At 44.7% G+C, this 19,073-nt stretch carries 21 protein-coding genes; 10 read left to right on the forward strand and 11 right to left on the reverse strand.

All coding sequences use genetic code 11. The annotated features are described in order from the left end of the window. Nucleotides 1-94: 94 nt before the first annotated feature. Nucleotides 95-592 carry a KxYKxGKxW signal peptide domain-containing protein gene (locus tag LP667_RS13260; protein ID WP_056988346.1) on the reverse strand — a complete coding sequence of 166 codons (498 nt, stop codon included), beginning with the start codon at nucleotides 590-592 and terminating at the stop codon, nucleotides 95-97. 487 nt (nucleotides 593-1,079) lie between these two features. Between LP667_RS13260 and LP667_RS13265 the strand changes: the two genes are divergently transcribed. Then, nucleotides 1,080-1,364 carry a DUF1905 domain-containing protein gene (locus LP667_RS13265; protein ID WP_021729984.1) on the forward strand — a complete coding sequence of 95 codons (285 nt, stop codon included), beginning with the start codon at nucleotides 1,080-1,082 and terminating at the stop codon, nucleotides 1,362-1,364. 301 nt (nucleotides 1,365-1,665) lie between these two features. On the opposite strand, the gene LP667_RS13270 is transcribed toward LP667_RS13265, so the two are convergent. Further along, the gene (locus LP667_RS13270) at nucleotides 1,666-2,031 is read right to left on the reverse strand and encodes a winged helix-turn-helix transcriptional regulator (RefSeq protein ID WP_021729983.1); all 366 of its coding nucleotides are present in this window, start codon (nucleotides 2,029-2,031) and stop codon (nucleotides 1,666-1,668) included. 133 nt (nucleotides 2,032-2,164) lie between these two features. Here LP667_RS13270 and LP667_RS13275 point away from each other — a divergent pair, with 133 nt between their 5' ends. Then, the gene (locus LP667_RS13275; protein ID WP_021729982.1) at nucleotides 2,165-2,893 is read left to right on the forward strand and encodes an SDR family oxidoreductase; all 729 of its coding nucleotides are present in this window, start codon (nucleotides 2,165-2,167) and stop codon (nucleotides 2,891-2,893) included. Nucleotides 2,894-3,268: 375 nt separating this feature from the next. Here the strand turns inward: LP667_RS13275 and LP667_RS13280 are convergent, their stop codons facing one another. Beyond that, entirely contained in the window at nucleotides 3,269-3,835 is a 567-nt protein-coding gene (locus LP667_RS13280; protein ID WP_021729981.1) for a TetR/AcrR family transcriptional regulator, read from the reverse strand. A gap of 126 nt (nucleotides 3,836-3,961) precedes the next feature. Between LP667_RS13280 and LP667_RS13285 the strand changes: the two genes are divergently transcribed. Then, on the forward strand, nucleotides 3,962-5,002 hold the full coding sequence (locus LP667_RS13285; protein WP_021729980.1) for an SDR family oxidoreductase: 1,041 nt from the start codon (nucleotides 3,962-3,964) through the stop codon (nucleotides 5,000-5,002). Between the two features lie 174 nt (nucleotides 5,003-5,176). Here LP667_RS13285 and LP667_RS13290 read toward each other — a convergent pair whose 3' ends face one another. Beyond that, entirely contained in the window at nucleotides 5,177-6,130 is a 954-nt protein-coding gene (locus LP667_RS13290) for an aldo/keto reductase (protein ID WP_021729979.1), read from the reverse strand. A 382-nt stretch (nucleotides 6,131-6,512) separates the two neighbouring features. Here LP667_RS13290 and LP667_RS17130 point away from each other — a divergent pair, with 382 nt between their 5' ends. Next, entirely contained in the window at nucleotides 6,513-6,833 is a 321-nt protein-coding gene (locus LP667_RS17130; RefSeq protein WP_021729978.1) for a hypothetical protein, read from the forward strand. 252 nt (nucleotides 6,834-7,085) lie between these two features. Here the strand turns inward: LP667_RS17130 and LP667_RS13300 are convergent, their stop codons facing one another. Continuing rightward, complete coding sequence (locus LP667_RS13300) at nucleotides 7,086-7,325, reverse strand: hypothetical protein (protein WP_021729977.1); 240 nt, start codon at nucleotides 7,323-7,325, stop codon at nucleotides 7,086-7,088. Between the two features lie 331 nt (nucleotides 7,326-7,656). Beyond that, nucleotides 7,657-9,135, reverse strand: coding sequence for a DHA2 family efflux MFS transporter permease subunit (locus LP667_RS13305; RefSeq protein WP_021729975.1), 1,479 nt, complete (start codon nucleotides 9,133-9,135; stop codon nucleotides 7,657-7,659). Nucleotides 9,136-9,253: 118 nt separating this feature from the next. Between LP667_RS13305 and LP667_RS13310 the strand changes: the two genes are divergently transcribed. Further along, on the forward strand, nucleotides 9,254-9,853 hold the full coding sequence (locus LP667_RS13310) for a TetR/AcrR family transcriptional regulator (protein WP_021729974.1): 600 nt from the start codon (nucleotides 9,254-9,256) through the stop codon (nucleotides 9,851-9,853). 132 nt (nucleotides 9,854-9,985) lie between these two features. On the opposite strand, the gene LP667_RS13315 is transcribed toward LP667_RS13310, so the two are convergent. Beyond that, nucleotides 9,986-10,897, reverse strand: a complete 912-nt coding sequence (locus tag LP667_RS13315; protein WP_033609158.1) for an ABC transporter substrate-binding protein — start codon at nucleotides 10,895-10,897, stop codon at nucleotides 9,986-9,988. Nucleotides 10,898-11,164: 267 nt separating this feature from the next. On the opposite strand from LP667_RS13315, the gene LP667_RS13320 reads away from it, so the two are divergent. The 3 genes from LP667_RS13320 to LP667_RS13330 are packed head-to-tail and all read left to right on the forward strand — an operon-like array spanning nucleotide 11,165 to nucleotide 13,946. After that, nucleotides 11,165-11,959: an ABC transporter ATP-binding protein gene (locus tag LP667_RS13320; protein WP_021729972.1), complete on the forward strand. Its 795-nt coding sequence runs from the start codon at nucleotides 11,165-11,167 to the stop codon at nucleotides 11,957-11,959. Then, entirely contained in the window at nucleotides 11,956-12,954 is a 999-nt protein-coding gene (locus LP667_RS13325) for a FecCD family ABC transporter permease (protein WP_021729971.1), read from the forward strand. Before LP667_RS13320 ends, LP667_RS13325 begins: the two co-directional genes overlap by 4 nt. Next, a complete protein-coding gene (locus tag LP667_RS13330; RefSeq protein ID WP_021729970.1) occupies nucleotides 12,951-13,946 on the forward strand; it encodes a FecCD family ABC transporter permease in 996 nt (331 codons plus the stop codon). The genes LP667_RS13325 and LP667_RS13330 overlap by 4 nt, the downstream gene beginning before the upstream one ends. Nucleotides 13,947-14,241: 295 nt before the next feature. Here the strand turns inward: LP667_RS13330 and LP667_RS13335 are convergent, their stop codons facing one another. The 4 genes from LP667_RS13335 to LP667_RS13350 form a co-directional block, all read right to left on the reverse strand. Further along, nucleotides 14,242-14,931 carry an SDR family oxidoreductase gene (locus tag LP667_RS13335; RefSeq protein WP_021729969.1) on the reverse strand — a complete coding sequence of 230 codons (690 nt, stop codon included), beginning with the start codon at nucleotides 14,929-14,931 and terminating at the stop codon, nucleotides 14,242-14,244. Between the two features lie 25 nt (nucleotides 14,932-14,956). Continuing rightward, nucleotides 14,957-15,502: a DapH/DapD/GlmU-related protein gene (locus LP667_RS13340; RefSeq protein ID WP_021729968.1), complete on the reverse strand. Its 546-nt coding sequence runs from the start codon at nucleotides 15,500-15,502 to the stop codon at nucleotides 14,957-14,959. Between the two features lie 236 nt (nucleotides 15,503-15,738). Continuing rightward, entirely contained in the window at nucleotides 15,739-17,145 is a 1,407-nt protein-coding gene (locus LP667_RS13345) for a 6-phospho-beta-glucosidase (RefSeq protein ID WP_021729967.1), read from the reverse strand. An 80-nt stretch (nucleotides 17,146-17,225) separates the two neighbouring features. Next, the gene (locus tag LP667_RS13350; protein WP_021729966.1) at nucleotides 17,226-18,188 is read right to left on the reverse strand and encodes a LacI family DNA-binding transcriptional regulator; all 963 of its coding nucleotides are present in this window, start codon (nucleotides 18,186-18,188) and stop codon (nucleotides 17,226-17,228) included. Nucleotides 18,189-18,326: 138 nt separating this feature from the next. Between LP667_RS13350 and LP667_RS13355 the strand changes: the two genes are divergently transcribed. After that, nucleotides 18,327-18,743, forward strand: coding sequence for a MerR family transcriptional regulator (locus tag LP667_RS13355; RefSeq protein ID WP_021729965.1), 417 nt, complete (start codon nucleotides 18,327-18,329; stop codon nucleotides 18,741-18,743). After that, the gene (locus LP667_RS13360; RefSeq protein ID WP_021729964.1) at nucleotides 18,721-19,053 is read left to right on the forward strand and encodes a YrdB family protein; all 333 of its coding nucleotides are present in this window, start codon (nucleotides 18,721-18,723) and stop codon (nucleotides 19,051-19,053) included. The genes LP667_RS13355 and LP667_RS13360 overlap by 23 nt, the downstream gene beginning before the upstream one ends. The last annotated feature ends 20 nt before the right edge of the window (nucleotides 19,054-19,073 follow it).

Genomic DNA, 19,073 nt, shown 5'->3' on the forward strand with positions numbered 1-19,073 from the left:
GCCGTGCTACTTACAGTACTGGAAGTTGCTGAAACAGCTTTGACTGTTGCTGAGCTAGAAGCAGCACTGGCAGCACTACTCGTAGCAGCACTACTTACTTGGCTGGTTGCAACCGTACTTGTGGCAGCACTAGTCGCTTGGCTCGTCGACGTACTTGCTTGACTAGCGGCACTAACTGAAGTGCTTGTTGCCGTGCTGGCCGCAGATTTAGTTGACTGACTAGTAACGGAGCTAGCGGCGGTGCTAGTAGCTTGGCTCGTCGTGGCACTCGATGAAGCTGTCGTAGCTTGACTGGTCGTCTAGTTGACGCACTTGTTACTTGGGTCGTGGCACTGGCAGCAACTGCCGTAGCTTTAGTGGTTGCATCGCTAGTGGCTGTACTCGTTGCAATCTGCGATGACGTACTGGCAGCTGAAGAAGTTGCAGTAGCGACCGTAGTTGTATCAGCATGCACATTGGTATTGCTAAGTACTGAACCGCCTAAAAATGAGAAGAAAGTTAAACCAGCAACTAGCCAGAGTTTTCCTGACTTGTAAAGTTTAAATCTTTCCGACTGACTAACATCAATTGGATTCTGTGATTTGAAATTCATATAAACACCCTTTTTTATTTACTCAAAACAACTTAATTATAAAGGGTAATTTCACATACCCGCAAGTACATTTAGCATAATAATTGTATTTTTTGACAATTATTTTTCAATATTAATCATATACAGGGTTAATATCACGTTAATACCACTCTTTAGCTTAATAATAATCAGCTGAGAATAATGACCTAGTCCATTAATAATTGATTATCTTTAATTGTTCATGGTAATTTTGATTATTAGAACTTATTACACTAGTTAATTTGTCATGCTTAATTCGTGTCAATTAGTTAAATCATTATTCAGCAGCAAGTAGTGCCCCTAATGCGACCACCAAAGCTGAATGCCAATCACTGGAACGTCGCTGGTTGTTTTTAGCCTTAAAAATTGGCATAGTTTAATCATGATTGATACTCAATAATCACTAGTACAATGTGTCATCATTTGTTTTACTAGTGAAACAACACTCTCAGATGGAGGCCTAATATACATGAAAACTTATCAATTTGACGCACCAATTCAAGCCGCAACAGCAGGTAAAGGTGGTGCCTACGTTGCTTGCCCCTTCGATATTCGTCAGCGTTTTGGTAAGGGCCGAGTCAAAGTGCACGCTACCTTCAATGGTATCCCTTACGACGGCTCAATCGTCAATATGGGGGTTAAAAATCCCGATGGTAGCATTTGTTATATTTTAGGTATTCGCAAAGCTATTCGCGCGCTGATCCACAAAGATATTGGCGATGTAGTGACCGTTACCATCACCGTAATTGGTTAGTGACCATCGCCAACTCCACGCTTTACTTGCTGTGATTCCGAATCACCTTGAACGGATGTAATACAACTATTTAAATCGCGGTCATGTTTAGCTGTAAGTCGGTCAAAAAAGCAATGACCACCACTAGCTTCAGAGACAAATAAGCGCGTTAAGAATTCACGGTCAAATTCTTAACGCGCTTATTTTTTCGGTAATCAAAAGCCGAGCACTGACGTTGCATTCGCAAGCAACCTTATTCTTCGAGTTATGTCGCCATGCGTATTGGCAGATATGCAGTAACGGTTAGTTTCGACCTACCATGCTATTCATCACACAGTGAGCGTTCAATCAAGGCTGGATCAATATGCTGATCGCCCCATGTACAAATAGCATCTAAAATTGGAATCAAACTCAATCCTTTAGCCGTCAACCGATACTCAACATGCGGCTGAGCTGTCTTAAAATCATGCCGTTCGACTAATTCATCTTGTTCCAATTCTTTCAATTGACTCGCTAGCGTTTTATGTGACACCACCTGAATATGATGTTGTAAGTCAGCAAAGCGACTGACTTTAACTTCAGCCAGTTCAAATAAGATCATAATCTTCCACTTACCACGAATCAGTTGCATGGTCGCATCAAACTCATTACGGTAGCGTGGTTGCGCATTTACCCGTTCTTTTAACATTATCAGATCCCCGTTCTCGATTGGTAGTTACCTAAAAGTGCGTACTTGTCGCGTTTAATTTAGCCAAGTATACTGTAAATCGTTGAAAATTCAAGTAACAACAATTATCCAAGAATTACGGAGGACTGAAAATATGAAACCACTAGTCGTCATTACCGGGGCCAGTTCTGGCTTTGGAGCTGAAATTGCCAAGTTATTCGCCGCTGACGGTTACCCACTGTTACTTTTAGGGCGTCGCCAAGAAAAGCTAGCTACCTTAGCTGCGAACTTCAAACACGCCATGATTGCCGCGGTCGACGTGACCAACTACGCCCAATTTGAAACTGCCATTCGTAAGGCCGAAGCCAAGTATGGCAAGACCGATTTATTGGTCAACAATGCCGGGTTAATGCTACTTGGTAACGTTCAAAATCAAGATCCAAAAGAATGGCAGACCATGCTCAACACGAATGTGATGGGCGTGCTAAACGGGACCCAAATCGTTTTAAATGACATGCGTGCGCGGGAACACGGAACCATTCTCAACATGTCATCTTTGGCTGGCAAAAAAACATTTGTTAATCACGCGGCTTACGTCGCCTCTAAGTTCGGCGTGCACGGCTTATCTGAAACGCTCCGTGAAGAAAATGCGCCGAAGAACGTTCGGGTCATGTTAGTGGCTCCCGGAGCAGCTGAAACGGAATTGTTGACCCATGTCACCAGCGAATCTGCCTTGTCTGATTACGAAGCGTGGAAAGCTTCCATGGGTGGTCTAACCTTAGACCCTAAGCATGTCGCCGAAACGGTTAAGTTCATGTACGATATGCCACAAAACGTCAATATCCGTGAAGTTGACATTGCCGCTACGGCTCAAGACGCTTAAATTCGACAATCTAATAACCCTCAATCACCCCCACCTAATCATGCCGACATTCCGCGCATTGTTAGGTGGGGGTTGTCGTTTTCAAAACTCAATCGCACATTTAAAATCTACTGAATACGCATTGTGCTAGTTAATTTGTCATGAATCATGATTAAAAATGGCTATCTTTAAGTTTAAAAGCTATCAGCCGAGTCCCACTGAAAAGCCTGCAATTGGCACCCAGCCCCGGAGGTCGTCCTAGGACGCACATATACTGACGAATAGTAATCCAACTAACTGGCATGTTTTAATCATGATTCATACTAAATAATAACTAGCGCAATGCATTACTGAATAATCTTAACCATTGTTGCTATTACTACCACAACACCGTCACTAATCGGCCCCCTGAGTCAACGCCTGCATCGTCGCCGTCTGCAAAGTGGCTAGTAACTCATGAATCGTTGTTAACGACTCCAACTGACCTCCAAGTAGCCATTCGCGCCAAATTGCGTATACCCCGGCACTCATAAACTTAGTCCAATACTTAAGTTGCACTGCAGTGAGGGGCCCATTTTCCATCGTTGTTTGGTAATAAGTCGTCATATTATCATTAAAAAGTCGTTGAATAATGCTTTCAAAACCACGTTGCTCAGCTAGTCGTAACGTCGGGGCAAGTTCACTGAAGAATTGGCCCATCGCGAGTAACTTTTGATTGGCCGGTACGTGCTGTAAGACGTCCTGAAACCGGGCCGCAATCGCGGGTGCAAAATACGCCGTCAACAGATCGTCCAGCGTCGCAAAATTTCGATAAAAGGCCATCCGACTGACCCCCGCTCTTTTGACGACTTGCGTCACCGTAATTGTATCTAAATCATGCGTTTTCAATAATTGTAGTAAGGCCGTCGTTAAATAGGTTTGTGAATCTTTCTTGATGGCTTGGGCGTGATTAGTCGCTGCCATAACAATTCCTCCGTTCTGTCACAGATGCTCGTGATTAACTTGTATTCGCTATGACTCCATTGTAAGATACTGGCACAGACGTTACAAGTGTAACAATCGATCACAATTCAATTTGGAGGATTTCTCATGCAAAAACAATTAGTCGTCGTCACTGGTGGCAGTGGCTTCATCGCCATTCACATCATTCGTCAATTATTACAACAAGGCTACGCCGTCCGTACAACGGTCCGCTCCCTTACTAAGGCCCCTGTGATTAAAGAAATGCTGACCAATGGCGGTATCACCGACCTTTCCGCGCTCGAAATCGTGGTGGCCGACTTGGCCCATGATGATCACTGGCAAACCGTTATGACCGGAGCAACTTATACGATCGACGTGGCATCACCAACGCCCAAGCTTGATTTCAAAAACAAAGCTGAGATGATTCGCCCAGCTGTCGACGGTGTTCGGCGGGTCCTAACGGCTAGTCGGGACGCCGGCGTCAAACGCGTCGTTTTAACATCCGCATACGGGGCCATCTTTGCCGGTCACAAAAATCGTACCACCCCCTACACTGAAGAAGACTGGTCCGATCTCAATTGGAAAGCGATTCATCCCTATCAGGAATCAAAGACGCGTGCTGAATTAGCCGCATGGGACTTCATCAACCATGAGGGGCGCGGGCTAGAATTAACAACGGTCAATCCAGTTGCCGTCATGGGTCCAGTGTTGTCTGCAAAATATTCACATTCCAACATTCAAATTCAACAATTCTTAGAAGGACAAGTAAAGGCCGTACCGAACGTGGATTCCGGCTATGTGGACGTACGCGATGTTGCTAGCTTGCACTTGCTTGCCATGACCGCACCGCAAGCTAATGGCGAACGTTTTCTAGCCACAACAGGTGAGACGTTATCCATGCTAGATGTCGCCAATATCTTACGCCAGGCCTTACCAGACTTTGCCAGTCAGCTACCAACCAAGACGATCCCCAATGCAGTCGTTAAGTTAGCCGCTAAGACTCGGCCAGAATTACGGATGGTGGCCTCGCTAGTTGGGACTTACGCGGGGACAAGTAATCACAAAGCCCAAACATTGCTGGACTGGCATCCCCGCCCCGCTGCAGAAGCTATTATTGCAACGGCGCAGTCAATGATCGACCTCGGCATCATCACTAAACCACAATAATATTCTGGCTGTTCGCACTGATCAGGCTTACTACGGAAGTCAATTGACCATAACCGATTAACATCCAGACGCACCCACTAGCCTAACTTAGTACACAAAAATCCCCTTGTGGATAACTGCTTAAAAGAGCAGTTATCCACAAGGGGATTTCATTATTGCTGTTATTAATTGCGATTAAGGCAGATCGTTCCCGGCTGCAAAGTAGACGTCGTACCATTCCTGGCGCGTCAACGTGACATCGGTCCCCGCAATACTCTCATCGAGGTGTTGCGGATTCATTGAGCCTAAAATAACTTGCATATTGGCCGGATGACGTAAGATCCAGGCCGTTGCAATCGCATTCTTAGTGACATGATACTGATCGGCTAATTCTTGTAATTTCGTATTCAATTCTGGGAACTTCGGATTATCAATAAAAGTCCCGGCAAACATGCCGTATTGATAGGGTGACCAAGCTTGAATCGTCATGTGGTGTAACCGCGAATATTCGATAATTTCACCATCATGATTAAGACTAGCGGCATCTTGCATGTTCGTGTGCAACCCAAACTGAATTGGGCCGGTGTGCATAACCCCAAATTGTAATTGGTTGATCATTAATTTCTGGTTGACCGCCGCTTGTAACATCTCGACCTGCATTGGGTTAAAGTTGGAAACCCCAAAGTGCCGCACCTTCCCAGCGGCCTGCAATTCGTCAAACGCCGCAGCGACTTCGGCGGGATCCATCAGTGGATCGGGCCGGTGTAATAGAAATGAATCCAGGTAGTCAAGCTGCATCCGTTGCAAGATCTTATCGACCGTTGCAATCAAATGTTGCTTAGAAAAGTCGTAGCGTTGCCCAAAGACTAGTTCACCAGAACTCTTTTCAGGATCGAGCACAATGCCACCCTTAGATTGAATGAAAAAGTCTTCGCGCTTTAAACTCGACTGTTTTAACGCTTGCCCAAAGATTCGTTCCGAATCACCGTTGCCATAAATATCCGCCGAATCAATAAAATTAACGCCACGGTCATGAACGGTCTCTAAGACGTTTGCCGCCGCTGGTGCGTCTAAGCGAACCATCCGCATAATGCCTAACGCAACCGCGGACGCTTTGAGCTGACTAGCGCCGATTTGAATTGTTTTCATGATTATTGTCCCCTTTTCGATGAATTATAGTTAAAAACATCTGCCAACGAGACTAATGATAGTTGTTAGAGCCGACTATAAGTCAAGCGGATTTAATTATTTTTTCGCTAACTGCTAGAATACACTGATAGCACCCATTTTTTGCTCGTTAGTTAAGCACACTGTCAGTAGCATACAGTTACTGCTCAAATTTATAATTACTAGCAGACCTTGACCGAACCGTCCTAAATAAATAAAATATAATGGTATCTGACATTGTAATGCGTATCGTTTTCAAAAATCATTCAATGGGCTGCTTAATGTGACTGAATCATGATAGTACTAGCAACGTCATCAGCGCTAAGCTCAACGCACCACTAATTTATAAAACTGGTAGGTAATCATGACAATCTTTTCTAGAGAAACACTTTTATTAAATGTTTTAAACGAATTAGCCGAAAAGACTAATCTCAAAAGCAGTGACTTAGTTTTTCTGAACTATGACTTTTCGAACCAAGAAATTACTGATTTGATGGCCGTACTTTCCGAAAAGCAACTCAAGAAAACCCCAATCACTGACCAAGAATTTGAAAAAATAGTGGCGGTAGCTAAACCAGATTTACAAGGTATTCACTCCGTTTGTCAACAATTAGTCACCACTTTTATTGCTGAAGAACGCTTCTTGGCTGTATTTGACGATGGCACATGCCATCCTTCAAACTAGCCGTTTAATTAAATAGAACCGATTTTAACTGTTCCTTGTACTGGTCCCTGACAAGTTATCAGATTTCCCATTGACAAGTCTTTAAACTGGCCGGATTTAACATAGTATCGTTCGAACAACTTTTATATTAAAGAGTCGGATTAGTAAAGATGAAAAGCATCGCTAACTGATAAAAATCAATCTCCAAAAATAAAGCGCGTAACACTGAATTGTCACGCGCTAGCTTATACTAGGTTTACACATACACAATCATTATTTGAACTTGTTCCAGACACATTCAATAACTAGAATAATCCCGAAAAAAGCAAAAGTTCCTAAAAAGTAATGTATCAACGTTGTTAAATAAGCAAACCAATCGTATGGTAGTTGGTTATAACGATCGATACTACCTTTCACTACAAACAGTAAAACAAACTCAAGCATCAACATAATCTTATTAATATTGATAAAATTATCAACTTGTTTTTGATATCGTAAATAGACTTTTTTCAATCTTATCCCCCCAAAAAAGTATTACCTCGCAAGATGTGTTTAATACCATCATATCAATGAACTGCTGCGCCTGTCACTGTTGTCTTGAAGTTATGATTATTAGTCTCAAAAGTTTATACAGTTTGGCCCATCAATTCAACAAGGAATATTAACGGCTTAAGCCAGTGCCACAAAAGCCCACGTAGATAATCGAGATGCCCCGTTGCAATCAATTGTTGCTTAACCATTCGTAGTACACAGCTCTGAACGGACCGTGAATTTTTTAGCCTAGTACTTAATACAAGCCCGAAAACAACTTAGCTGATTAACAATAAATGAAATTCGCCATGGGCTACTTCGCCGCCTTCAATTTGTTAGTTAATAATAAGGTTGGCAAAATAATGACTATTGCAGCAATTGCAATCACTAGAAAGCCTTGTTGAAACGCTGCTAAGCGAATTGCTTGCAAATGGCTTGTGGTAAAAGCTTGTAGGTGCGCCGCGGCGACGTGATACGTTCCTGCTTTCAGCTCCCGTTCAAACACATTCACTTGGTGTGTGGAATACGCCGTTACAATCGTCGTAATCAAAGCAGATCCAAACGCACTCCCAATATTTTGGATAATTCGGGTCCCAATTGTTGCGGCGGGCACTTGTTCAGGTTGCATTCCGGTATAGGCATCGGCCATCAACGGCATTAAAATACCACCAGCACCGATCCCCCGCACAAATAAAATAAGTGCCAAAATCCAGTACGACGTCTGTTGACCAAACCAATAAAACGGTAAGGTACCGACAAACGTGATGACGACACTTCCCAGAACCACGTACTTAGCGCCTATTTGATCTGTTAGCCTTCCCGTTAACGTCCGCGAAACTAGCATGCCTGCTCCCTGAGGTAATAATGCTAAAGCGGCGTTAATCACGCTCATTCCCCGAACGTTCTGAAAATAGAGCGGTAGTAATAACATTGCACCGTTCAATACCGTCCCAGCGATAAATAATCCTAAACCAGCACCATCAAATGATGCAAACTTAAATAAGTGCAATGGCACCACCGCTCGTTCTTTCTGCCAAGCGGCCCATACGACATAACTAATCAACGCCAGCGCCCCTAGAATTAACATCTCAATACTTGTGGCGTTATTAAATCGGTCAGTATGCGCGGCATTAACCAAACTATAGATGATGGCACTTGAGGACACAATTAGTAGCAAGATACCGATAAAGTCCATTTTCGCTGTTCGATTTTGTGCCGGATAATTCGGCATCTTCCACAAAATCAAAGCGATCGAAATTAGGACAACCGGGACATTAATCCAAAAAATCCAATGCCACGATGCAAATTTGATAATGATTCCGCCGATAACCGGTCCGATTAATGGTCCTAAAATCATTGGTAGCCCCACTGTTGCCATCATCTGGCCCATCACAGCTGCACCCGCAGTTTGCACAAGTAAGGTCGTCAAGAGTGGCATAATCAGGCCACCCGCGAAGCCTTGAACTAACCGAGCAATAATCAATAATTGAATATTTGGTGCTACGGCTGCAAATATCGAGCCAACGCCAAACAAAATCTCACCAGCCACAAAGACCGCTTTACCATCAAATCGATTGAGTAACCAACTGGAAAATGGCACCGCGACCCCCGTTGCCAGTAAATAACCTGTAACTGCCCACTGGACCGTCGTCACGCTACTATGAAAACTAGTCACTAAGTTGTTAATGGCAATGTTGATCATGGTTGAATCTAATAATGGTGCCATCGCACCAAACACGACGACCCAGGCAATCGTCATAGTTGCTTTTGAAATTTTTGCTTTTGCTTGCATATTATCCTCCTAATTAAGAAACCTAAAGTATCTTATTTGCATAACTGGTATAATACGCTATATAAAGAAAAAGTCAATAAGAAACTTCGAGTATCTTATTTTAAAAAAGAGGGATTACATGACTAAAACACGTCGTCGTGGTGCCGAGCTTGAAACCGCCATCTATCAAGCTGCCCGTGACATCTTAACTCAAGGCGGTCTTGAGCAATTGACGTTCGCTAACGTCGCGGAACAGGCCGGCACTAGTAAGCCCGTCATTTACCGACGCTGGCGCTCACCACTAGAGCTCGCAATTGCGGCTATCCAGGACCAAATTATTACGGAAAATCATGGTCAACTAGACGAAGTGAACTTGACCGGTCAGACACTTGCTGAAGATTTATTCCAAGTACTCAAGCGCTTCACTGTCAGTATTAATACATTCAATCAAGCACTAGTCATCACTTGGTTTCACCACCTAGATCAACAAGCTAATCCAGAAGTTAAGGATTTGCTCAATGCCGTGAAAAAGATTGACGCCCATGCGATTGAACGCGTATGTCAGCGCGCACAGCAACGTGGAGAATTGCGGGCTGGGACTTTATCACGCGACTTACAACTGATGCCATTCGACTGGCTACGCTACCGTGCCTTTGCCAATGAACCGATTACTGATGCCACCCTACATCTACTTGTCGATTATTTATTAGTCCCCGCTTATCAGCACGCGTTGGGATGATGATTACCGCTGGTTATACAAACGAGCGCAGACAACAAAACGCGCAAATTACTCAATTTACTGTGAGTAATTTGCGCGTTTTAAAATTTTGTCCCAGTCCGATTTGCTTTTCGTTAAATGATTAACTAACCATTACTTCAACAAATCCGTCTTCACCATATCAATCATTTGTGAATAAGCAATTGGTCCCGAATACTGCCAACTGCTACTGTCACCATACTGGTACAGATGGTTGTTTTTCACGGCCTTGATATTTTTCCACAGCGGGTCTTTAAATAACGACGCACTCTTTTGACTATTCACTAAGAAAATATCATCCGCATCCAACTTAGCGAGTTTTTCCAACGAGACCGCTGACCAATCCGCCGTGGCTGACTTAGAAACCTGTTTAACGAGGCTCGGTTCACCCAATTTTAAGTCTTGATACAACAAGGCTCCGCTAGCTGAATTGTCATTGACCATATAGGCCGTATTATTGGTGACCCACAACACTGCCACTTTATGCTGACCCGACTTTTTCAACGCTTGCCGCGTCGTTTGGACCTGCTTGTCATACTTAGCAAGGACTTTTTTGGCCTTAGCCTGACGATCGACTACCTTAGCCACATCAAGGAAAGTTTGACGCCACGTTACCGTGGTCCCATTTTTGACAACGTAGGTCGGGGCGATTTTATTATATTGCGCATACTTGCCATTGGCAACCGCACTACTCGTGCCCATCAGAATCAAATCTGGTTTGGCCTTGGTTACCGCTTCATATGGCAACGAATAGTCAATTAGCGGCACCCCTTTCAACTGCTTTTTCAAGTAAGCCTGCGTACCACTCCCATTTTTGACTGACCACTGCACGACCGGCTTGATCCCCAGTGCCACCAGATCATCTTCAAGATAACTCGCGACAATCCGCTTGGGGTGCTTAGGAACTTTGACGTGATGTTTCAAATAATCCGTCCGTGTCACCGTAGTACTTGTGGTCTGTTTAGCTCCACACGCCCCCAATAACAAGCTGCCCGTTAAACCTAAAACTAACCCTAACTTTACCATTTGCCACCGTTTTGTCACAACTGTCTCCACCTTTCAAACGCTACCAAAATTATTAGTGAAAACACTATCAATTGTCAACCAAAACATTTAAGATAAGACTATTAATTGCTTACTAATTTATGGTTAGTAACTTTATTTCATTACTAAATCGCCGTTTTCAAAAGTTACATATCGTGCGACTTGATTGTGTACAATTTAACAAATTAATAAAGAACTGAAGATTTCGCAACTTATGACCTGCTAAGCTTCTTGAAAGGACACGTACTCGTGAATACCATTGAAACACAAAATATTAGTATCGGTTATGGCACCAAGGTAATCGTTGACCAATTGTCGATGACGATTCCTCACGGGCAGATCACCACCCTGATTGGTCCTAACGGTAGTGGCAAATCAACCTTGATTCGCGCCATCGCGCACCTGTTGAAACCAACAGCCGGCGTCATTTTACTCGACCACCAAAATATTCAACAAATCAAAAGTAAAACGTTTGCTAAGAAAATCGCCGTCTTGCCACAAACTAATCAAACCGCTAATGACCTTACCGTCGAAGAACTCGTTAGCTTCGGTCGCTTACCCTATCGGCGAGCACTGAGTGGGTTGACTGCCACTGATCATCAAAAGATTGAGTGGGCACTAACCCAGGCTAGTCTGCAAGATTTACGTCAACGGCCCCTCAGCACACTCTCCGGTGGACAACGACAACGGGCGTGGATCGCCATGGCCGTTGCCCAAGATACCGATACGATCATCCTGGATGAGCCCACCACTTACTTGGATCTGACGCATCAATTAGAAGTCATGCAACTCGTCAAACAGCTCAATGAACAGGCCCACCGAACGATTATTATGGCACTACATGATTTGAATCATGCCGCTCGAATCTCCGACCAGCTGATTGCCTTAAAGGATGGCCACGTTTTGGCCCATGGTCCCGTATCAACCGTCATGACAGCTGAAAACTTAAAAACGATTTTTAACATTGACGCGACGCTCGTCGATTATCATGGCACCCCGTTGATTTTAACGTACAACGGCTGTCAGGATGTGGCACCCGTATGAGAGCAACAACTAAATATCTGAGCATTCTCGGTCTCAGTATCGCCATGCTTTTACTAGTAACGTTACTCAGTCTACGGTTCGGGGCTGATCAAATGACAACGACCACCGTCTGGCGTGCTTTGACTAGGGCCCATCCAGCCAATCTGGATCAACAAATCATTCGTCATATTCGCGTCCCCCGTGTGATTGGGGCCGCCTTGATTGGGGCGGCCCTTGCCGGTAGCGGGGCGTTGATGCAAGCCGTAACTCGAAATCCACTGGCCGATTCCGGCCTATTGGGAATCAACGCGGGAGCGGGCCTAATGTTAACCCTGTGTCTCGCTTTTTTTCCGCACCTCTCAACCTTGCAAACAACTGGTTGGGCAATCGTTGGCGCCGCTGCTAGTGCTGGGTTAATTTTCTGCATCAGTACCGCCCGGCACGTCCAACTTGATCCAACCATCTTGGTATTGGCGGGAATTGCAATCAGCAGCTTGCTAACCGCACTTAGTGAAGGGTTAGCCCTCGTCTTGCAACTCAAACAGGACTTGGCTTTTTGGTATTTTGGCGGATTAGGTGCCGTCAGTTGGTCGCAACTGAAATTCCTTGGACCAGGGCTTGCAGTCGGTCTCATCTTGACATTACTACTGGCCCCCCAACTAAACCTCGCCTACCTTACTGATGATAACGCCCAAAGCTTAGGGAAGAGCCTCCCAATACTCCGAGGATTAGCGCTAGCCTGTGCCGTGATTCTATCCGGAATTTCGGTTGCATTAGTCGGTACGATTACCTTCGTTGGCCTGATGATTCCACATATGGCGCACTGGTTAGTTGGGGCCAGTTACCGCTACAGCATGCCATTGACCTTAGTTCTAGGCGCAACTTTGACCGTGGGTGCTGACTTGATTGCGCGTTTGGTCAATCCACCTCACGAGACCCCCTTTGGTATTATCATCTCGCTAATTGGGGTTCCCTGCTTCATCTACTTAGCACGAAAGGAGTCGATGACCGCATGACCATCCACCGACGTGTATGTACTTGGTCCGTCTGCTTAGCAGGTTGTATCCTAGTCCTCGCCCTAATTAATCTCAGTACCGGTACAATGGCAATCGGGTTACCAGCACTCTTCCAAATCATTAGTGGTCACGGCGCTGCTACGGACACACTAGTTCTATTCAACTTTCGGCTTCCGCGTATTATTCTAGCGCTGGTCGTTGGCTGGGCCTTGGCCTTAGCAGGTAACGTCCTACAAACGATTACGAATAACCCGATGGCCGATCCTAGTCTATTAGGGATTAACAACGGTGCTGGTCTCGCGGTGATGCTGCTCATTATTAGTGCCGGTACGAACGCCTCCTTGACGTTTAGTCTACCGATTGTAGCACTGCTTGGCGCGTGGTTGAGTACCGCACTGATTTTTCTATTAGCCAACCAGCCACAGCGGGGGATCTCATCAAAACGGTTATTATTAGTCGGCGTCGCCCTCTCCGGCTGTTTTTCAGCGTTAATGGTCTTGATGACCCTTAAGTTGTCCCCAGATAACTACCAATTCGTCATGAACTGGTTAGCTGGTAGCTTATGGGGCACTGATTGGGCCTATATCGGTTGGGCCTTACCATGGCTCGTGGCCGGTAGTATCATTCTTTTGATTCAATTACCCGTCCTAGATGCATTTACGTTAGGAACGACCACGGCACAAACCTTAGGCCTCAACTTGAAACACCAGCAGCTCGGCCTAATCAGCGTCGCTGCGATGCTCGCGGGCGTCAGCGTTGCCATTAGCGGTGGTATCAGCTTTATCGGTTTGATCACCCCTAACCTAGCCCGCCGAATCGTGGGATCGCGACAACGCTATCAGCTTCCACTAGCAGGGCTACTAGGAAGTACGTTATTACTGGCCGCGGACACTTTAGGCAAACTAATTACCACAACTACAGAATTACCGGCCGGTGTATTAGTCGCGCTAATTGGGGCCCCTTACTTTATTTATTTGTTGGTGCGGGGATAGCCACTTTTCGCTACACACTAACAAACCAACTCATGAGTGCTATTAAGCTTAGTTACTAGTTGGCCGCATTACTTAATCAGACTATCTACGCGGTATTTATTATTATTGGTACCCGAATGTCACAATTCATAATAAAATAACCATCGTCGATCTACCAGTAATCTGATAAGTTGACGGTGGTTATTTTTAAAGTCAAATCACTTTAAGCTGGCTTACCCTGCTGACAGATGCTGGGTCATCACACTTCTTGCTGGGCTGGCCGTACCAACACTTCGCTAATCGCAACGTGCTTAGGCTAGTCAATCGCAAATAAGACAGCGTTGGCGATGTCTTCTGGATTCAAGGCCAATCCTTGACTGTCATCCGCATTCATTAGCTCACTGATGCCCGCCTGAATTTGTGTATTGCCAATCGTATTGACTAACTCAGTTCGCACTGCACCGGGTGACACGATGGTTGACCGAATCCCGTGACCCTTTTCTTCTTGGCGTAAACCCTCCATAATAGCTCGCACCGCATATTTGGTTCCATTATACACAGCCGATGCGGGATAAACGACATGACCGGCTACTGAATCTGTTGCAATAATCAACCCATCGTGTTGTTTTTGCATGATTGGTAAGACTTTTCCGATGCCATTCAAAACCCCCATGATATTGACGTTGAGCATCATCTGCCACTTATCATAATCCCGGTCACTCAAATTACCTTGCGGCATCGTACCAGCGTTGTTGTATAGCACATCGACGCGCCCAAACTTGGCAACGGCTAAGTCAATCAATGCCCGAACTTGTTGGCGATCCGTCACGTCAGTTACTTGATAGAATGCGTTATCGCCAATTGTCTGGCTCAAAGCTTGTAGCCGGTCTTCTCGACGGGCGCCCAAAACGACTTTGGCACCCTTAGCTGCTAGTAACTTAGCGGTTGCCGCGCCAATACCACTAGACGCACCCGTAATAACGACAACTTTATTATCAATACTCATTTGTTAATAACCTCCGTTAACTTGCTTAATCAATTGTTTTAATCACCTTAGCAGGAACTCCCGCCACTACCGTATTTGCAGGCACCGATTTTGTCACGACCGCACCAGCACCCACAACGGCATTTTCACCAACTGTGACCCCGGCTAAGACCTTGGCTCCCGCCCCAATCCAGGCATTTCGCCCAATGTGAATTGGTTGAACTTCAACTGCGTGCCGCTTAGCAGGATCTAACGGGTGATTGACGGATAGTAACATCGCCCCCGGACCAATCAACACGTCATCTGCCAGTTCAATCCCGCCTAGATCAGTAATCTGAACATTGTCATTAATGAAGACGCGGTTACCAATCTTTAAATTACGCCCATAATCCGTCCACAATGGGACGCGAACTTCTACAGAGTCATCAATCGATTGGCCCGTGATTGCGGCTAATAACTGTCGCATTTTACTAGGCTGGTGCGTCGTATTTAATTGTTGAATTCGCTGCTGATTCGCGTCCACGATTGGCTGAATGGCTTGTAAATAAGCCTGATCTAAATACTTTGGTTTGATGATGTCACCCTCCCTCATGAATTAAACTCAGTATACGGGTCTAAAACGAATATGTTAAATACTTATAATTAATAATTATATATAGCGAAAAAGCATAGTTACCCTTTGACTGATTCATAGTGACTCAGGCTCAAAAAAGCGTTCCACAATCTTCTCCAAGATTCCAGAACACTTCATTAGCGTTAATACTTGGCATGGTAACGCCTTTACTAACGATAACCATCGTTATGCGGTTACGCCCATGCCAAGCCTACTTAATCTGATACGACTTGAGTGACTTCTGACAACTCAGCAGCTACCGTATCTTGAACCATTATGCCAGCAGCAATTAACGCTTGAATCTTATCAGCAAATTGTGGTAAATAAGCCTGATGCGCAATCAAGAGTTCATCTAACACTCGCTTGGCAGTTGCACCACTCGGAATTAGTGGATTCATTGTGAAGGCTTGCAGTGCAAGGCCATAGTCACCGGTAACGGCCGCTTCAACGATCACTAACTCCATATTTTTCATTAATTGTAGCCAGCCGCGTTCAGCTGGTTGAAAATGACCAAACGCCATTGGAACAGCCCCAGCAGCACCAATCTGTGCCGAAACTTCCACAACATGATCACTCGGTAAGTCTGGCACGCTCCCTTGATTCAAGGTCGAAACCACCATATGGGTCTTCTTATCTCGGTAAATCGACGCAATCGCCTCACAGGCCGCATCGGAATAGTGCGCACCACCCCGTTCAGCTAATTGCTTAGGTTTATAATCCAATTCAGGATCACGATATAACTCGAACAATTCCTCTTCAATTTGAGTCACTTGTTGTGCTCGCGTCTTATTCTCACGATACTCCGCTAACCCGTGCGCGGTCATTTCTTCCTGTCGGTAATAATAGCGATGATAACCACACGGAATCATCCGCATCGCAGCTAATTGGTCTTTGAAAAATGGCACATCAAAAATATTAGTCGGCAGTCCGGCATCATTATCACCAAATAATTTGTCGATAATCGTCATTGTTACTTCTTGACCCGATTCATCCCAAACGCGGTGCCAATGAAAATGATCAATACCAGCAAATTTATACGTGAGCTGATCTAATGTCTTACCAATCAATTCTGGCTCACTCAACATTGCCATCACTGGGACGTTACATAATCCAATAACCCGGTCCCAATGGCCGTATGTCCTGATTGCTTCTGTAATCATGCCACTAGGATTCGTAAAGTTAATCAGCCAGGCTTGCGGACACAATCTCTTCATATCGGCCACAATGTCTAAGATTACCGGTACCGTCCGAAAAGCTTTAAATATCCCACCAGCCCCATTAGTTTCTTGACCAATCAATCCATAATAATTGGGAATGCGTTCATCTTTAATACGTGCAGGTAACCGCCCTACTCGAAATTGGGTGGAAACAAAGTCTGCGTCCTTCAATGCCGCCTGCCGATCCAAGGTTAAGTGTACCTCCCAATCCAGCCCAGCCGCTTTGACCATCCGTTGAGCCATCGCACCGACAATTTTTAGCTTTTCCATCCCCGCTTCAATATCCACCAACCAAATTTCCTTAATTGGCAATTGCTCGCGCCGTTTAATATAGCCCTCAATCAATTCAGGGGTGTAACTCGACCCACCACCAATGGTAACTAATTTCAATGCATCGTGTGACATAAGCTGACCTCCGTATTAAAGTTATATTGTTTAACACGGTTAGTATAAATTGTGGGAATGTTCCCATGTCAAGTCATAAGTTAACACGAGGATCGAAAAATCAGCCGTGGTGTTAGTTGTTGATACGGCCGACTAGTCTGTTGAATCCGATTAATCAAATAAGTATAGGCGTTTTGTGCTTGACCTTGAAGCTGAGCATCAACCGTTGTAATCGCCATCAATCGTCCAAATTCGCTATTATCAAAACCAAACACTCGGCAATCTTCTGGAACGCGTTTACCATGCAACCGCAATGTTGCAATAAACTCGGCAGCGACATAATCTGCGTACAATACTACGACCTGAGGTGGATTAGGCGTTTGTAACCAAGTTAAAGCCGCTTGCTCACCAGCATGTTGTTGATGTTGGTGTGCTTGTTGCCATTCCTGATCAATTTGAGGATATTTTCGTTTAAAAGCTGCGATTGCGTGCAACCGTGCCTGGGTATTGCTTGCCCGCTTATTGTTTAACACATGGCCAATCCGGGTATATCCTTGGTTGACCAAATAAGTCAGAATTTGAAGATACAAGGGATAATGATCAATGTACGAAGAATAGATTTCATTTGAATCTATTCGCTGCCAAGTGGCAATGGGCCCGTATTTAGTATATGGTTCAATCTTATCCCAACGATTATGGCGTACTGCAATATAAACCGCATCCAATTCATGAGTCATCAATTGATTCAAAACATGTAATTCATCCGCCGCATTGGTTGTTTGATACATGTTAACTCGGTAACCGTCACTTTGAGCAATCTGCGTAAAATAATTAATTAAATCGCCCATCACCGGTGCATATTCATTAACTAAAAAACCAATTGTTTTGGTTCGCTGAGCCTTCAATTGGCGCGCCAATTGGTTGGGAACATAATTAACTTGGTGCATCGCTGCTAACACACGTTTTCGGACCGGTGCGCTAACATAACCGTGCCCACTGACAACTCGTGAAACCGTTGACTTTGATGTTTGGGCAAGCTTCGCAACATCAAAAATAGTCGCCATGCTTCCCACCTCCTCTTAATCCTAGCTTACTCGATTAACACATTAAAATTCAAGCAACTAAGCTGGGTGTCAGCGCTTGTGTTGGGACTGCCCCCCCATGTTATACTCGGTTCAATCGAATACAAGGAGGCTCGTCTCATGAATACCGCCGCATTTTGCCATCACGTTCATACCACTCGTGATACATTACGCTATTATGAACAGATCCACTTATTGGTTCCCAAACGTACCAATAACCGCTACCGTCAATATGATGCCGCTGATCAACAAACATTTCAACTTATTCGCCAGTTGCAACGAGCCGGCCTAACATTGACTGAAATCAAACAAGTGCTATCCTTGCGCCAGCAATCTGTAACACCAAGCTGTCATGATGAAACACTGCTCTTCATTCAACACAAAGCCAGCGAATTCTACCACCAAGCCACATTTTTTCAACAATTGGCCAGCCTGGCTGATCAATTAGCAGATGCACTTGAACATGATGAGTCGCTAAAATTCCAACAATTGTTATCACATTTAGGAGGTACGGATGATCAAACTAATTCATGCTAGTATCCGTTGCTTATTAGAGATGACAACGATTATCCTGTTCTTAATAAGCGGTTTACGGACGGCTAGTTGGCAGCGTATCACCATCTTACTCACCCTTTTACTGCTCATTTTATTTTGGTCACGTTACATGGCGCCACTTTCAGCATCACGATGGCCATCGCACCGGCGATTACTCGTAGAATGTCTGCTCTTCGGTAGTACGATCATCTTAACCTACAGCCTAATTAATCCAATCTGGGCTAGTGTTTATGCTGTCATTGCAATTATCAATACAACTAGTGAACATCTCATTACTACTCCCTCACTTTAAAGCTTAACAAGCCTATTAAC

The sequence above is a fragment of the Lactiplantibacillus paraplantarum genome (assembly GCF_003641145.1).
GTDB lineage: Bacteria > Bacillota > Bacilli > Lactobacillales > Lactobacillaceae > Lactiplantibacillus > Lactiplantibacillus paraplantarum.

Bases quoted from the DNA above. Each gene is read 5' to 3' on its own strand.
- LP667_RS13260 (WP_056988346.1), bottom strand. From the start codon at position 592: ATGAATTTCAAATCACAGAATCCAATTGATGTTAGTCAGTCGGAAAGA.
- LP667_RS13265 (WP_021729984.1), top strand. From the start codon at position 1,080: ATGAAAACTTATCAATTTGACGCACCAATTCAAGCCGCAACAGCAGGT.
- LP667_RS13270 (WP_021729983.1), bottom strand. From the start codon at position 2,031: ATGTTAAAAGAACGGGTAAATGCGCAACCACGCTACCGTAATGAGTTT.
- LP667_RS13275 (WP_021729982.1), top strand. From the start codon at position 2,165: ATGAAACCACTAGTCGTCATTACCGGGGCCAGTTCTGGCTTTGGAGCT.
- LP667_RS13280 (WP_021729981.1), bottom strand. From the start codon at position 3,835: ATGGCAGCGACTAATCACGCCCAAGCCATCAAGAAAGATTCACAAACC.
- LP667_RS13285 (WP_021729980.1), top strand. From the start codon at position 3,962: ATGCAAAAACAATTAGTCGTCGTCACTGGTGGCAGTGGCTTCATCGCC.
- LP667_RS13290 (WP_021729979.1), bottom strand. From the start codon at position 6,130: ATGAAAACAATTCAAATCGGCGCTAGTCAGCTCAAAGCGTCCGCGGTT.
- LP667_RS17130 (WP_021729978.1), top strand. From the start codon at position 6,513: ATGACAATCTTTTCTAGAGAAACACTTTTATTAAATGTTTTAAACGAA.
- LP667_RS13305 (WP_021729975.1), bottom strand. From the start codon at position 9,135: ATGCAAGCAAAAGCAAAAATTTCAAAAGCAACTATGACGATTGCCTGG.
- LP667_RS13310 (WP_021729974.1), top strand. From the start codon at position 9,254: ATGACTAAAACACGTCGTCGTGGTGCCGAGCTTGAAACCGCCATCTAT.
- LP667_RS13315 (WP_033609158.1), bottom strand. From the start codon at position 10,897: ATGGTAAAGTTAGGGTTAGTTTTAGGTTTAACGGGCAGCTTGTTATTG.
- LP667_RS13325 (WP_021729971.1), top strand. From the start codon at position 11,956: ATGAGAGCAACAACTAAATATCTGAGCATTCTCGGTCTCAGTATCGCC.
- LP667_RS13330 (WP_021729970.1), top strand. From the start codon at position 12,951: ATGACCATCCACCGACGTGTATGTACTTGGTCCGTCTGCTTAGCAGGT.
- LP667_RS13335 (WP_021729969.1), bottom strand. From the start codon at position 14,931: ATGAGTATTGATAATAAAGTTGTCGTTATTACGGGTGCGTCTAGTGGT.
- LP667_RS13340 (WP_021729968.1), bottom strand. From the start codon at position 15,502: ATGAGGGAGGGTGACATCATCAAACCAAAGTATTTAGATCAGGCTTAT.
- LP667_RS13345 (WP_021729967.1), bottom strand. From the start codon at position 17,145: ATGTCACACGATGCATTGAAATTAGTTACCATTGGTGGTGGGTCGAGT.
- LP667_RS13350 (WP_021729966.1), bottom strand. From the start codon at position 18,188: ATGGCGACTATTTTTGATGTTGCGAAGCTTGCCCAAACATCAAAGTCA.
- LP667_RS13355 (WP_021729965.1), top strand. From the start codon at position 18,327: ATGAATACCGCCGCATTTTGCCATCACGTTCATACCACTCGTGATACA.
- LP667_RS13360 (WP_021729964.1), top strand. From the start codon at position 18,721: ATGATCAAACTAATTCATGCTAGTATCCGTTGCTTATTAGAGATGACA.